The organism is Hydrogenophaga intermedia, assembly GCF_023715105.1.
Lineage (GTDB): Bacteria > Pseudomonadota > Gammaproteobacteria > Burkholderiales > Burkholderiaceae_C > Hydrogenophaga > Hydrogenophaga intermedia_A.
In genome coordinates, this window is sequence record NZ_JAMBNO010000004.1 from 149111 (window position 1) to 164193 (window position 15083).

At 70.1% G+C, this 15083-nt stretch carries 8 protein-coding genes; 1 reads left to right on the forward strand and 7 read right to left on the reverse strand.

Annotated features, from left to right (window positions below; all coding sequences use genetic code 11):
- Positions 1 to 10: 10 nt before the first annotated feature.
- The 6 genes from M3149_RS05425 to M3149_RS05450 all read right to left on the reverse strand — a co-directional run bounded on the left by M3149_RS05425 (position 11) and on the right by M3149_RS05450 (position 11664).
- Positions 11 to 3742 (reverse strand): CHASE domain-containing protein, encoded by a 3732-nt coding sequence (locus M3149_RS05425; RefSeq protein ID WP_251708310.1) that lies wholly within the window; start codon positions 3740 to 3742, stop codon positions 11 to 13.
- A 4-nt stretch (positions 3743 to 3746) separates the two neighbouring features.
- Positions 3747 to 5291: a methyl-accepting chemotaxis protein gene (locus tag M3149_RS05430; RefSeq protein ID WP_251708311.1), complete on the reverse strand. Its 1545-nt coding sequence runs from the start codon at positions 5289 to 5291 to the stop codon at positions 3747 to 3749.
- A 99-nt stretch (positions 5292 to 5390) separates the two neighbouring features.
- Positions 5391 to 7853, reverse strand: a complete 2463-nt coding sequence (locus tag M3149_RS05435) for an ATP-binding protein (RefSeq protein ID WP_251708312.1) — start codon at positions 7851 to 7853, stop codon at positions 5391 to 5393.
- Positions 7850 to 8266, reverse strand: coding sequence for a hypothetical protein (locus M3149_RS05440; protein ID WP_251708313.1), 417 nt, complete (start codon positions 8264 to 8266; stop codon positions 7850 to 7852). The genes M3149_RS05435 and M3149_RS05440 overlap by 4 nt, the downstream gene beginning before the upstream one ends.
- Before the next feature lie 105 nt (positions 8267 to 8371).
- Positions 8372 to 9013, reverse strand: a complete 642-nt coding sequence (locus M3149_RS05445) for a response regulator (protein WP_251708314.1) — start codon at positions 9011 to 9013, stop codon at positions 8372 to 8374.
- Positions 9014 to 9063: 50 nt separating this feature from the next.
- Positions 9064 to 11664: a sensor histidine kinase gene (locus M3149_RS05450; RefSeq protein ID WP_251708315.1), complete on the reverse strand. Its 2601-nt coding sequence runs from the start codon at positions 11662 to 11664 to the stop codon at positions 9064 to 9066.
- 238 nt (positions 11665 to 11902) lie between these two features.
- On the opposite strand from M3149_RS05450, the gene M3149_RS05455 reads away from it, so the two are divergent.
- On the forward strand, positions 11903 to 13942 hold the full coding sequence (locus M3149_RS05455) for a PAS domain-containing sensor histidine kinase (RefSeq protein WP_251708316.1): 2040 nt from the start codon (positions 11903 to 11905) through the stop codon (positions 13940 to 13942).
- A 57-nt stretch (positions 13943 to 13999) separates the two neighbouring features.
- Here M3149_RS05455 and M3149_RS05460 read toward each other — a convergent pair whose 3' ends face one another.
- The gene (locus M3149_RS05460) at positions 14000 to 15037 is read right to left on the reverse strand and encodes a GlxA family transcriptional regulator (protein WP_251708317.1); all 1038 of its coding nucleotides are present in this window, start codon (positions 15035 to 15037) and stop codon (positions 14000 to 14002) included.
- Between the last annotated feature and the right edge of the window lie 46 nt (positions 15038 to 15083).

Genomic DNA, 15083 nt, shown 5'->3' on the forward strand with positions numbered 1-15083 from the left:
GCGGGGTTCTTCAGGCTGCGCTTTCACCTGCCGGCTTGGCCAGCACGGCGTCCAGCTCCCGGCGCGCAGCAGCGAAATCCAGGTTGTCGATAGCTGCAGCCATGGTCTGCTGCGCCGCAGGCGTCAGGTGTTGCGTCAGCGCGCCGCGAAGGGCTGCGAACTGGTCTGCTGCGGCAAGATCGTTGTGGTCGAGCGCGTCGGCCAGGGCCTGAACGCGCGAGCGGACAACGGTCGCCGCCAGCGGGGGCGACGGCGGCGGCACTGGCTCGGGCGCGCCGGGCGCCGCCTGCAGCTCGGCGAAGCAGCGCTGCACATCGACCAGAGCGCGGCTGGCCGCTGCCCAGCCCGGCGCTTTGTTCACGGGGGTGGCCAGCGCGCGCTCGAAATCGGTTGCAGCGCGCGACAGTGCATGAGCTCCCACCATTGCAGCGCTGCCGCGCAGGCGATGGGCACGCGCGCACCAGTCAGCGGCCTGCTCGGCGCCCCACTGCTGCGGCGCTGCGGGCAGCAAATCGGCCCAGTCGCCGCGCTCGGCCAGCAGACGGTTGAGTACGCGGCGAAACAGCACCACGTCGCCACCGAGCTGGCGGTGGGCGCTGACCGCGTCCACGCCGGGCACATGCGGCCAGTCTGTCGGCAATGCGATGGGGAGCACTTCCTGTCGCTCGGCGCAACCAGGCGACGCAAACAAGGCCGCAGGCGTCGCCGCCGCGGGTTGCCTGGCCGCACGCGCGCGGCGCAACACCTCGTACAGCTCGGGCGGATCGATCGGCTTGGCAACAAAGTCGTCAAAGCCGGCGTCCAGTGCGCGCTGTCGTTCGTCAGACAACGCACCTGCGGTCAATGCGATCACAGGCAGCCGCGCGAAGGTGGTGTCACCACGCAAGCGGCGCGTGGCCTGCAGGCCGTCCATCACCGGCATCTGCACATCCATGAGCACCACATCCACGGCGGCGGGCGATCGGTACAGCCAGGCCAGGGCCTGCGCGCCATCGCTGCAGGTGTGGACCCGCGCGCCTTCGCGTTCGATCATGCGCCGCGCAATCTCCAGGTTGACGTCGCTGTCGTCGACCAGCAGGACGCGCAAACCCGCCAGACCTTGCACGGGCAGGGACGCAGAGGCGATGGCCGGCAACCGCGCCGGGTCCGCCGCACGCAGCGGCAGCTCGATGCTGAACTCGCTGCCCTGCCCTGGCTCGCTCTGCACGTGCACCGTGCCCTGCATCAGTTCCACCAGCCGACGCACGATGGACAAACCCAACCCGGTGCCACCGAAGCGGCGCGTGGTCGTTTCGTCGGCCTGCGAGAAGGGCTGGAACAGACGCGCCCGTTGTTCGGGCGTGATGCCGATGCCGCTGTCCTGCACCGCCAGCCGCAGCCGTGGCGCGGCGGCGCTGCCCTGCAACATGGCCGAGATGACGATCCCGCCTGCGTGGGTGAACTTCAGCGCATTGCCCACGAGGTTTGCCATCACCTGGCGCAAGCGCGGCGCGTCGCCCATCAGGGCCGGCGGCAGGCTCTCGTCGATCTGCAGCGTCAGCGCCAGGCCCTTGTCGTCGGCCTGAACCGCGTACACCGATTCCACCTCGCGCAGAACCTCGCGAAGCGCAAAAGGCTGATCGCTCAGATGCATTTCGCCCGCCTCGATCTTGGCGAGATCGAGTACGTCGTTGACGATGCCCAGCAGCGCTCGCCCTGCGGTCTGCGCCTTGTCGAGCAAGGCGCGTTGGTCGGCGTCCAGCGCGCTGTCCGCCAGCAAGTGGGTCACCCCAAGCACCGCGTTGAGCGGCGTGCGGATCTCATGGCTCATGTTGGCCAGGAAGGCGCTCTTGCTAAGGCTGGCTGCTTCAGCGGCGCGCTTGGCCTCGCGCAGGTCGTGTTCGATCGCCTTGCTTGCGCTGATGTCGAGCTGCGTGCCAAACATCCACTCGGGCGCACCGCTGGCCGTGCGCGTGCGCACCTGGCCGCGGTTGAGCACCCACACCCAATGTCCGCCGGCGTGGCGCATGCGCACCTCGCACTCATAGAAAGCCAGCTCGCCCGTGATGTGGCGCAGCAGCTGCGCGTTCGAGCGCACGAGGTCGTCGGGGTGTACGTGGTCCACCCAAGCCTGCGAGCTCACCGGACGCAGTTCGTCGTAGTCGTGCCCGATCATCTCGGCCCAACGCTCGTTGAAGTGGCACTCACCAGTCTGGATGTTCCATTCCCAGGTGCCCACGTTGGTGCCCTGCAGGATGCTCTGCAGCCGCGTTCGTTCGGTGGCTTGCACGGCGAGCATGGCTTCCAGCGAGCGCCGGGTGCGGTTGATGTCGGTGACGTCGTCGAGCACCGCGTAGTAGCCCTGCACCCGACCGTCGCGCAGGTCAGGCAGGTAACGCATGTGCAATTCGCGGGGTTCGCCCGTGGCCGGGTTGGGCATCGTGAGTTCGAACGACTGCGGCTCGCCACGCAACACTGCCTGGATGCGGGGGCGCAGCACGGCGTAGGTGGCCTCGCCCACCACCTCGCGCGCGCTGCGGCCCACCAACGTCCCACCCTGGGGCCTCCGCCAGGCCAGGTTGGCGCGGTTGGCGGTGCGGTTGATCTGCACGCTGTCCCAGTAGCTGATCATCGAAGGCACCGCGTCGAGCACGGTGCGCAGGAAGTGCTCCACATCGGCCAGCGAGCGCGTGCGTTCGAGCACCCGCTCCTCCAGTCCGGCATTGAGCTCCTGCAGGTGCTGCGCGTGGGCCTCGCGTGCGGCGGCCTCGCGCAATGCGGTCTGGCGCTGGCGCCGGCGCAACGCCAGCCACGCCCAGTGCAACGCGGTGAGCAGCACCGTGACGAGGGCGCCGGTCCAACCGACCACGCGCGGCGCGAGCAGGCCGAACTGCGCCGCGTATCCCGGCCGCGCCTCGGTCTGGATGGACCAGGAGCGTCCGAAGGGCACACGCAGCAAGGCCTGGCGCAACGCATCGGCGCGCGGTGCCTCGCCCAGCGCCAGCGTGCTGAAGAACTCGGTGGCGTGCTCGGTCTCGGTGATGTCGGTCAGCGTGAGCGCGATGTGCGCCGCTCGAAGCGGCAGGCCATGCAGCACCTCGTCGGTCACCAGGGGCGCGTAGGCCCAGCCGAAGGCGGCGGCCTCGCGCGCCGCAGGGGTGTCGGTAGGCAGATCGGGCCGGTACACCGGCAGCAGCGCGAGAAAGCTGCGTTGTTGGGCCTGCCGGGCCTGGACCAGGGTGATGGGTGCCGTCATCGTGGCACGCCCGCTGCGCACGGCCGCGAGCGCTGCCATGCGTCGCGAGGGCTCGCTTGCGATGTCCAGCCCCACCGCCTCGCGGTTGGCCTCGATGGGCTCGACGAGCTCGATGATGAAACGCTCGCCCTGGTGCGGTTCGATCTCACGCACGCCGGCGCGCGGCGCTCCGGCGGGCCAACGGTGAATGAAGCCAAAACCGCGTGCACCCGGGAACTCGCGTCCCAGGTCGCGCGAGAGCAAGTAGCGGCGAAACGCCGGCACCGACAGGCCATTCTCACCGGCGTTCTGAATCACACCGCGCGCCCCGCGCAAGCCGTATTCGTACAAGCCGAAGCGGGCAACGATGGCGTCGGCCAGCTCCCGGGACTCGGCCTCGAAGCGCGCGCGCACAAAAGTCGCGTTATCTCGCTCGCGCTGGAGCACCGCCAGCGTGGTCAGCAAGGCGCCGAGCAGCAGCGTGCCCAGCACCCACAAGCCGTGTAGCCGACCAAGGCGCCAGGCCATGGCGTCAGAGCTTGAACACGCGCACCGTCTCGGTGACGGTGGCAGCCTGCGTGGACAGCGAAGCCGCCGACGCCGACAGCTGCTCGACCATGGCGGCGTTCTGTTGCGTGAGGCTGTCCAGTTGCGACACCGCAGCATTCACCTGCGCCACGCCCGAGGATTGCTCTGCCGACGCGGCGCTGATCTCTGCCACCAGCGCGCTCACGCGGCCGATCGAACCCGCCGTTTCCTGCACCGTGGCCTGGGTGTCGCTCACCAGCTTTGCGCCGGCGAGCACCTGCTGCTCCGAAGCGGTGATGAGGGTCTTGATCTCCTTGGCCGACTCGCGCGCACGCGCCGCCAGCGAGCGCACTTCACCCGCCACCACAGCAAAGCCGCGGCCGTGCTCGCCGGCGCGCGCGGCTTCGACCGCGGCGTTGAGGGCCAGCAGGTTGGTCTGAAACGAAATGCCGTCGATCACACCCACGATGTCGTTGATGCGCTGGCTGGCGGCCTGAATATCGGCCATGCGCTGCGCCACCGATTGCACCGCCGCGCCGCCGCGCTCGGCCAGTTCGCGCGCCGAGGCAGCGAGTGCGGCCGCACGCTGCGCCGCGTCGGCGTTGGCCTTGATGGTGGCGGTGATCTGCTCCAGCGAAGCCGCCGTCTGCTGCAGGTTGCCAGCCTGTGCCTCGGTGCGAGCGCTCAGATCGGCACTGCCGGCACTGATCTCGCGCGAGGCGTTGTGGATGCCGTCGACCTGCGTGCGTACGTCACTCACCACGGCTTGCAGGTTGACGTTGAGCTGCGTGAGCCCGCGGTGGATCTGCCCGACCATGCCGTCGCCACCCTCGGCGCGGCGCGTGGCCAGGTCGCCCGCCGCAAGGCGGTTGGCCGATTCGAGCACCCGCCCGAGCGGCGCCACGCCGCGGCGCTGCAGCAGCCAGCCCGCCACCAGCGCGACCGCGCTGGTCAGGCCGATGGCCAACGCGTGGCTGGGCAGGTACGAACCCAGCACCGCGCCACCGGCGCCCATGGCCAGCAGCCAGAGCAGTGTGTGTTGTGCCAGCAGCGCGCGCATCCCGCGGGCGGCACGCGCCAGCGGCGTCTGGCGCAGCACCGCGCCGGCAGACAGCACGTGTTCGCGCCGGCCGCCAGCGGCTTCCTCACGCATACGGGCATAAAGGGTTTCGGCCTGCTGCACCTGCTCCCGGCTGGGCACGGTGCGCACCGACATGAAGCCGGTGATGCGCCCGCCATCGAGCACCGGCGTGACGTTCGCCTGCACCCAGTAGTGATCGCCGTTCTTGCGGCGGTTCTTCACCAGGCCCGACCAGGGCTTGCCCGCCTGGATGGTGGCCCACATGTCGCGAAACGCCTCCTGCGGCATGTCGGGGTGGCGAATCATGTTGTGCGGCTGGCCGATGAGTTCCTCGCGCTCGAAGCCGCTGACCTCGATGAACGAGGGGTTGCAGTACACGATGCGGCTCTTGAGATCGGTGGTCGACACCAGGGTCTGACCCGGCTGCAGGGGATATTCGCGTTGGCTGACAGGACCGTTGTTGCGCATGGCGGGCTCCGGCTTGGGGGGTTGGATGCTGGTGGTTTCGACCGCCGGTGGGGGCGGTTGTGCGGGGAAAGCTGGATTCGCGAGTACAGGGAGTTGCGCTCAGGCGGATCGCCCGGCGGGATCCATCGCCAGTTGGACCCGCGCCAGCGCCGCGTCGATCGCGGGCAGTTGCGCCAGCAGCGATTCGCCCTGCCCTTGATCGGCAGCGGCCGCGCGCGCTGCGCGCTCGAACGCGTCGAGCAAGCGGCCCAGGCCGTGCGCGCCCACCGCGTGCGAGGACGATTTGACGCGGTGCGCGGCCAGCCCGGCACGCAGCCAGTCGCCCAGGCCAAGGGCATCGCACCATTCCTCCTGGGCCCTGACCAGGGAAGCAAGGTAGGTGCGACGCAGCGTGGCCTGGTCTTCGGGGTCGAGGCCGATGGCGCGCGCCAGGGCTTCGGGGTCGAAGTCGTCGGCATGATCCATCGGCTCGCCCGCAACGGCTTCGGGCGACAGCGGCAGCCAGTGCCGCAACGCTGCGGCCAGCCGTTGCAGTGGCACCGGCTTGGTCAGGTAGTCGTCCATGCCGGCGGCGATGGCACGCTCGGCCTCGCCGCGCACCGCGTTGGCGGTGAGGGCGATGATGGGCAGGCGTCGCCCGGCCGCCTCTTCGGCACGGATCGCGGCGCACAGGGCCTCGCCGTCGAGCCCGGGCATGTGCAGGTCGGTCAGCAGCAGGCTGAAGCGTGCGCCATCGGCTCGCCAGCGTGCGAGGGCGGCGTCGCCGTCGTCCACGATGACCGCGGGCACGCGAAGGCGTTGCAACTGGCGCCCGATCACCATCCGGTTGACCGGGTTGTCCTCGGCCACAAGCACCGGCGCCATGCCCGGCGGCAGGCTCCGCGGCGGCGGTGCCGCGCCGGGCTGTGCCGCGATCACGCCCGTGGCAGGTTCGAACGCACGGCTCAAGGCCTGCAGCAGGGCGCTGCGGTGCAGTGCGTCGGTGTCGAGCCAGAGCAGGCCACGGGTGTCGGCGCGGGCGCCGCGCTGCGGGCCGGGGCGCAGCGCCACGCGTCCGGACCGGGCACCGCGCTCGACATGCCAGTGGCCCAACGTGCCGGACTCCTCAGGCGTGGCTTCGCACACATGCACCTGGGCGCCGGCGGCCAGCAGGTAGGTACGCCAATCGCCAAGGCCGGCGGGATGCTGCCCACGCCAGGTGCAAACAGTGCCCGCCAGGTCGGCACCGTCCACACCGCCCGGCACGGCGGTTGCGCCGGGCGCAGGCCTCAGGGGCAGGTGCAGTGTGAAGCAGGCGCCGGCGTGGGGTGCCGAGACCACGTCGATGCGGCCCCCCATGGCCTGCACCAGGCGGTGCGAGATCGCCAGCCCGAGCCCGGTGCCGCCGAAGCGGCGCGTGGTGCTGGCCTCGGCCTGCTCGAAAGGCTGGAACAAGCGCGCAAGGGCATCGCTGGACATGCCCACGCCGTCATCGCGCACTTCGATGGCCAGCGCGCCCTGATGCGCGAAGGCGCGCAGCGAAACCTGGCCGGTCTGCGCTCGCCCGCCACTGAACTTGATGGCGTTGCCCAGCAGGTTGGCCACCACCTGGCGCAGCCGTGCGGCGTCGCCAAGCAGGGTGCCGGGCAGACCGGGCGCCACGAAGACGTGCAGCGACACGCGTTTCTGGCAGGCGGCGCCAAGCCAGGCATCGGCCGTGCCTTCGATGAGACGGCGCAGCTCGAACGGTTTGTCCTCAAGGTGCAGGTGGCCCGATTCGATCTTGGAGAAGTCGAGGATGTCGTCGATCAGCCCGAGCAGGGTGTGCGCCGACTCGCGGGCGGCATGCATGAGCTCCTGCTGCTGCGGCGGCAGGCCGCTGCGGTCCATGAGCTCGATCAGACCCACCACGCCATTCATGGGTGTGCGGATCTCGTGGCTCATGGTGGCCAGGAAAGCGCTCTTGGCGGCACTGGCGGCCTCGGCCGCCTCGCGCGCGTGCTCGAGTTCGGCGGTGCGCAGCGCCACCAGCGCGTGCAGGCGCTCGCGCTGGCGGGTCTCGAGTTCGACCCGGCTCAAGCGGTCGCGTCGGTTCGCGAGCCAGTGCGACGCCACCCGCGCGAGGTCTTCCAGTGCCTCGCGCGCCGCGGCATCGATATCGCGCGGCGCGGTGTCGAGCACGCACAAGGTGCCCAGCGTGTGTTCGCCGTCACCGATCGGCAGGCCAGCATAGAAGCGGATGTGCGGCTCACCCGTCACGAGCGGGTGGCGTGCGAACCGCGCGTCGCCGCTGAGGTCATGCACCACGAGTGCACGGCGCTGGTCGGTGACGGTGGAGCAGAACGCCACCTCGCGCGGCACCCAGGAGCGCTCGGCCTCGGTGCTGGCGATCGACCAGGCACTGTCGGCGTCCACCACGTTGACCATCGCGATCGGACTGCGCAAGCTGCGCGCGGCCAGGCGGACCAGGCCTTCGAGCACGGGGTCATCGGGCAGGTTCGCCAGGCTCAACTGTTCGATCGCCCGCTGGCGGCGCTCCTCGCTGGCCTCGGTCACATCCACCACGTTGTCGCGCGCGTTCACGGTCTGCCCTCCGAAGGCGACGCGCTGCCATCGCCGGGCAGGTGGCGACGGGCCCACCAGCGCAGCACCGTGGGAAGCTCGCGCCAGTGCCAGGCACTCGGCGTCCCCGAAGAACCATCGACAAGTGCATCCTCGAACGCGAACACCTCCAGTTCAGCACGCCAGCGGGCGAGCTGGCCGATCAATGCACGGCCCCCGGAACGCTCCAGCCGCGCATCGACGATGGCCAGCGAAGGAGGTTCGGCCAAGGCCAGGCGCAGCGCGTCGATCGGGTCGCTGGTCCAGCGCACCCGCACCTGCACCGGCCAGGGCGAGAGCACCTCCCGCACCGTGGCCACGCAATGCGAGCGCGTGCAGACCAACAGCACATCCACCGGGTCGATCCGGGGTTTGCTGTCGAAACGAGGGGGCATGAGGGTCTCCGCAATCATGGAGACCGATGGTGCGACCGCGTGAACCGCGGCGATGCCGGGAAAGCTGGACCCGACGCGTACGGGATCGGCGCCCGCTGCCGGCTTTCAGAGATCGTCGGCGCTGATCAGGCCTTCGCGGATGGCCAGGCGCACCAGCGCTGGCAGGTCGCTCACACCCAGCTTGGCCATCAGGCGGCTGCGGTAGCTCTCCACCGTTTTGGGCGACAGGTGCAACTGTTCGCCGATCGCCACGCTGGTGTGGCCCTGCACCACGAGCTGGATCACCTGGCGCTCACGCACCGAAAGCGATGCGATGCCGCCGGTCTCGCCGCCCTGCGTGAGGCCCTGCACCGCGAGTTCGGCCACCTCGCCACCGAGATGCTTTCGCCCGGCGGCCACCGCCTCGACCGCCTGCAGCACCTCGCGCGCCGGCGAGCCCTTGAGCACATAGCCGTGCGCCCCGAGGCGCATGGCCTCGGCCACATGGCGCGGCTGGGCCGACATGGTGAGCATGATCACGCGTGTGGACAGCTTGCGTTTGACGAGCTGCTCCAGCAGCTCGAAGCCAGAGCGCTGGCCCAGCTGCAGGTCCAACAAAAGCAAGGCCGGTGTCAGCCGTGTCAGCTCGGCAAGCGCCTCGGTGGGGTTGTCGGACTCGCCCACCACGCGGTGGCCGGCGTCCTCGAGCACGGCACGCAGGCCGTCGCGCATCATGGCGTGGTCGTCGACGAGGTAGATGTCACTCATGGTCGGGGTCGGGTCCTTCTGTTTCGTGTTCGTGTCGTTACTCTCGCTGTTCAGTACCGCGTGCTCGATTCGGCGCTGGCGTCCAGCTCGCCAAGGCCACTGTCGGGCCGCGTGGCCCAGGTCAGCGTGACCAGCGTGCCGCCGGCATGGCGGGTGCGTACCTGCAGCCGCGCGCCGATGGCCAGCGCCCGCTCGCGCATGCCCACCATGCCCAGGTGGCCGGGCCGCCCGTACAGCGCGTCCTCGGGCAGGCCGATGCCGTCGTCGCCGATGTCCAGCCGCAGCCGCTCGGCATCGCCCTGCACGCGCACACGTATCTCGCGGCACTGCGCATGCTCCAGCGCGTTGGCGATCGCCTCGCGCGCCACCATGAAGGCCGCGTATTCCACGTCCTCGGGCCAGCGTTGTTCGCTATCGCGGGAGTCGCTCACAAGGTCGATCCGCACCGGCTCGGCCTCGGGCGCCCGCTGGCGGATCTCGTTGTCCAGGGCGGCCACCAGGCCCGCCGATTCGAGCAGCGGCGGGCGCAACCTGACCAATGCCTGGCGCACCTCCGCAATCGCCTGGTCGATCTGCTGTCCCACGATGCGCGCGCGCTCCAGCGCCTTGGGCGGCAGCTGCTCGCGCGTGAGGTTGCCCAACGCATCGAACGACAACCGGATCGCCCCCAGCGTCTGGCCCAACTGGTCATGCAGCGTTTGTGCAAGCTCCCGCGTGGTGACCTGCTCCTGCTGCAGCAGCCGTTGCGTGAGCTCGGACAACTCCACCTGGTAGCGCGCCAGCGCCTGCTCAGCGCGCACGCGCTCGGTCACGTCGCGCAGGATGGCGGTGAGCAGCTTGTGTCCGCGCACCGTGATCTGCGAGATCGAGGCCTCCAGCTCGAGCTCGGTGCCGTCGGCACGCATGCCCTTGACGCGACCGAAACCCATGCGACGCGTGGTCGTGCTCGACTCGGCAAAGCGCTGCATCAGCCCCAGATGCCCCGCCCGGTGCGCGGGCGGCAGCAGCACGTCCAGCGGCTGGCCGAGCATGTTCTCGGCACTGCGCCCGAAAATGCGCGCCGCCGCCGGATTGAACAGCGTGATGCGGCCGTCCATGTCCACGCCGACGACCGCGTCGCTGGCGGCGTTGATGACGGCGGCCAGCACCTCGCCTTGCTCGCGCAGACGCAATTCGCCCACGCGCTCGGCGGTGAGGTCGCGCACCTGCGCCAGGATCCCGACCGGCTTGCCGTCGGTACCGAGCAGCTTGGTCAGTCGCCATTCGCCCCAGATGTCGCTGCCATCGCGGCGCAGCATGTGGCCTTCGAAGCCGCGCGGCTGGTTGTCCAGCGCCATCTCGCGCCGCAGCGCCTGTCGCACGCCGTCGGGGACCTTGTCCTGGAAGATCTCGTCGACATGGCGCCCTTCGGCCTGCGCCGCGCTCCAGCCGAACATCGCCTCGGCCGCCCGATTCCAGTACAGCACGCGATAACCCATGTCGACCAGATACACCGGCGCGGGCAGGTGGTCGAGCACGTTCTGCAGGCGGCTTGCGTCGTTGAGCACCTGCGCCAGCGTCTGCTCGGCGCGGGTGGCGCCGCCGCGTGGTGGCAGGCGGCGCATCTGCTCGGTGATCACGCGCAGCACCGCCCCCGGCGCGGCGTCGAGCTGGGGGTCGAGCCGCTCGGCCACGGCATCCAGCACTTCGCTGTAGGGCCGTGCCAGGCGCCGCGACAGCCAGAAGCCCGCCAGCCCGAGGAACAGGGCGGTGAGGCTTCCAGCCCACACGATGCTGCGCTGCACCTCGCGCACCGGTGCCAGGGCCAACGCCAGCGGCTGCCAGGCCACGGCCTGCCAGTCGGTGCGCAAGGGCGAATCGGCGGGCACGACCGGTGTGCGCACCATCAGCAAGGTCTCGCCGGTGGTGCTGACGACGGTGCGCGGCGAGCCCGGGGGCGCTGCCATGAGCGCAGCCCATTGATCGGGCGTCACCGGCGCGCGTTCGCCCAGCAGACGCTCGCCGCCCGCGTTACCCAGCTCGACCTGCAGTCCGCGCTGCGTGGCAGACGGCCCGACCACCGCCTGGCGCAGGCCCTCGAAGAACGCAGCATCCAGGTGCGCCGCCAGAACACCCACGGGTTGACCCGTCGCATCGAGGTAAGGGCGCGCGATGTCGGCCAGCTCGTCCGGCACAGGCAGCTGTTGCGCACGCAAAGGCTCCACCAGGGCGCGCGGTGGGTGCAGGCTTCCGAACCACAGGCCGCGGCGCCCTTCCAGGAACACCGGGCGGTTCGCGATGCTGAGGCCCTCCAGCAGCCCGTCGCTGCCGGCGATCACCACGCCCTGTGCGTTGGTGGCACCGATCCATACATACGCCGGCGAGCTGCGCTTGAGCGCATCGAGTTGCAGGCGCAGGGCGCTGCTGTCCAGCCCCAGCGCGGGCATGTTGGCGACGAGGCTGACTTCGGCGGCGCGGCGGGCCAGCACGCGCGCGAGCTGATCGGCATACACCGCCGAGGCCTGCTCCACGCGCTGTTGGGCGCGGCGCTCCAGTTCGTCGCCGACGATGCGCTCGACCAGCCAGATCACCAGCCCCAGCAGCAGCACCGCAGCGGCGGCCGGCAGCAGTGGTAGCCATAACTGCACCGAGCGTGTTCGGTGTTGCGCCATGCCGCGCGTGCTCCTTCCCCTGACCGGTTCCCTGGCCGGCCTTCTCCGGGCTGCGCCGACTTTACGGCACCGCCCATCAGGGAAAAACCACGATTGCCTCAGGGGCAAAACCGTCACCAGCCCTTGCGCCCTGAAAGTGGCGCAACGGGGCCAGCGACGCTAGAGTCCCGAGCACCGGGGTTGCCACCCCGCCAACCACAACGCCGCGCAGTCCGCGATGCGCATCAGGGGGCGACGCATGAATGCTGCAGACAAGGGGCCGACCGAGGTGTCAGCGAGCGCGGGCGCAGACGCGCGCGACGAGGTTCGCGCGCTCGGGCAGAACGCGCCGTGCGGCCTGCTCGCGCTGGACAGCGGCCTTCGGGTGCGCGCCATCAACGACACGCTGCTTCACTGGCTCGGCCGCGAGCGCAGCGAGCTCGAGCGGCTTGCCGGCCACGCCGGCTGGGCCGACTTCCCCACGCTGGCGCGCCTGAGCGAGGAAAGCGAGCTGCAGTTGCTGCGCGAACACCTGCACGAGCTGCAGACCAGCGGGCGGGCGCCGCCGCTGGCTTTGCGCCTGTTTGGCAAGGACGGCGGTTTTTTCACGGTCGAGCTGATCTCGCAGGCCGTGCGCGACGCCAGCGGGCGCTTCGTGCAATCGCGCAGCGTGGCGGTGGACGTGAGCGCGCGCGAGCAGATCGAGCACCAGATCGTTGCGCGGCTGCGTCTGCTGCAAAGCATCACCGACCGCACGCCCTCGCGCCTGGCCTACTACGACACCGATCTGGTGTGCCGCTTCTGCAACAGGGCGTATGCCGAGGGCTATGGCCTGACGCCCGACGAGGTGATCGGCGTCGAGCTCGGGCGCGTGCTGCTGCCCGAGGTGCTGCCCGAAGTGCTGCCGCGCGTGGCCCGTGCGCTCAATGGGGAAACCATCAGCCACGAGGCCGAACGCCCCGATGCGGACGGCTTGAAGCGCTACCACGAGGTGCATTACCTGCCCGACCTGCAAGACGGGCAGGCCGTGGGCTTTTTCATCGAGCTGATCGACATCACCGAGCGGCGCCGCACCGAGGACTTTGTCTTCAACGCCAACCTCGACCTCGAAGAGCGCGTGGCGCAGCGCAGCGCCGAGCTCTACGCCAGCGAGCAGCGCTTCAGGCTCATGTCGCGCACCATCCGCGACCACGGCATCTTCTTCATCGATCCCGACGGCGCCGTGGCCGACTGGACCGACAGCGCGCAGCGCCTGTTCGGCTTCGAGCGCGCGCAGATTCTGGGTCGCGCGCTGGACGCGCTGTTTCAGGCCGAGGGCAGCGCCGTCGAGCCGCCCGGCACGCAGGACGCGCAGGCACTGCTTGACCGCTGCATCGAGACCGGCCACGCCGAGCACCAGGGCTGGAGCCTGCGCCGCGACGGTACGCGTTTCTGGTCACAGACCATGCTCACCGCACTGCGCGACGAGCGCGAGCAGTTGCAGGGCGTGTCGGTGATCGTGCGCGACCTCACCGAGAGCAAGCGCCTGGCCGACGTGACGGCACAACTGAACCAGGCGCTGGAGCGGCAGGTGAAGGAACGCACGGCCCAGCTCGACGAAGCACACCGCGACCTCGACGCCTTCTCCTACACCGTGGCGCATGACTTGCGCGCACCGCTGCGCCACATCAGCCAATACGTGACGCTCACGCAGGAGGAGCTCGAGCCCGAGGCGCGCCACGAACTGCTGCAGTACCAGGCCTCGATCGCCGCCGCCGCGCGGCGCATGGGCCTCATGATCGACGGGCTGCTGGAGTTCACGCGCCTGGGCCGCGTGCGGCTCGATTCGGTGCCGGTCTCGCTCGCACCGCTGGTGCAAGGGCTGGTGAGCCACCTGCGCGCCGAGGTCACCCCGCGCGAGATCGACTGGGTGATCGACCCCGACCTGCCGATGGTCAGCGGGGATCCGATCCTGCTGGCCGAGGTGCTGGGCAAGCTGCTGGACAACGCCGCCAAGTTCACCCGCCGCGTGCCGCAGGCGCGCATCGAGATCGGCCAGTTGCCGGCCGCCGACCACAAGGTCACCCTGTTCGTGCGCGACAACGGCGTCGGCTTCGACCTCGCCAAGGCACGCAACCTGTTCCTCATGTTCCAGCGCCAGCACCATTCGATGGACTACGAGGGCATCGGCATGGGCCTGGCCCTGGCGCACCGCATCGTGCAGCGCCACGACGGCCGCCTGTGGTGCGAAACCGCGCCGGGGGAGGGCTGCACCTTCTTCGTGGAGCTGCCGCGGGCACAAGACGCCACGCCCGGTTGACCCGGTGAGCCCGCAACGGCCGCCGCGGCTGGCCGAGGCCCTGCGCCGCCCCCGCACTCAGGGCCGCGCGAATGCGGGCACCTGAAAGCGCTTTCGGTACGCACCCGGAGCCATGCCGGTGATGCGGCGGAACAGCCGGCGAAAGAAGGCGGCGTCCTCGTAGCCCACGCGCCAGCTGATCTCGTCCACCGACGCGCTGGTGCGCTCGAGACGGCGCTTGGCATCTTCCACCCGCAGGCGCTGCACATAGTCGAGCGGGGTGAGCCCGGTGGCGGCACTGAAGCGGCGCTTGAAGGTGCGCTCGGCCAGGCGCGAGCGGCGCATCGCTTCCTCCACCGGGTTCGCCACCGAGAAATGCGTGTCGAGCCAGGCCTGCGAGGCCTCGATCTCGGCATCGCCGTGGTCGGTGCGTCCTTCGAACACGATGAAGGGCGCCAGACCCTCCTGGTGCCACTGCAGCGCGAACAAACGCGCCACGTCCTGCGCGGCGGTGGCGCCGGCGTGGCGCGCGATGAGGTAGAGCACGAGGTCGTGCCAGGTGGCCGAAGCCCCCGAGCAGATGAGCTCTTCGCGGTGACCGGCAATCACCAGCACACGCTCGGGATGCACGGTGATGGCGGGATGCACCGCCTGGAACAGCCGCTCGTAGGCGAAGTGGACGGTGGCGTCCTTGCCGTCGAACAGGCCCGTCTCGCCCAGCAGGAAGATGCCCGAACAAGCCGAACACAGCAGCGCGCCCTGCGCATGCATGCGCAGCATCCAGCGCACGAGCGTGGGGTAGCGCTGCTTCACCCAGCCGTCGGCGCGCAACACCAGCGACGGCACGATCACGATGTCGGTGCTCTCCACGTGCGCCACGCTGCGTTGCACCTGCACCGGCACGCCGCTGGCCAGCATCAGCGGCCCCGCACGTTCGCTCACGATCTCGACCTCGAAGGGCGCCTGGGCACCGGTGGCCCGGCCCATCGCGTCCATCACCGAGAACGCGTTCATCACGTCGTAAACGCCGAACAACGTGGACGCCCCGGCCTCGGGCAGGGCCACGAGGCTCACGTGCAGCGCACGGCCGCGAGTGCGGGTCGAGGTGGGTTTCATGGCCGGCCATTGTGACGCGACGCGCTGACGCGCGCATGGCACGAAT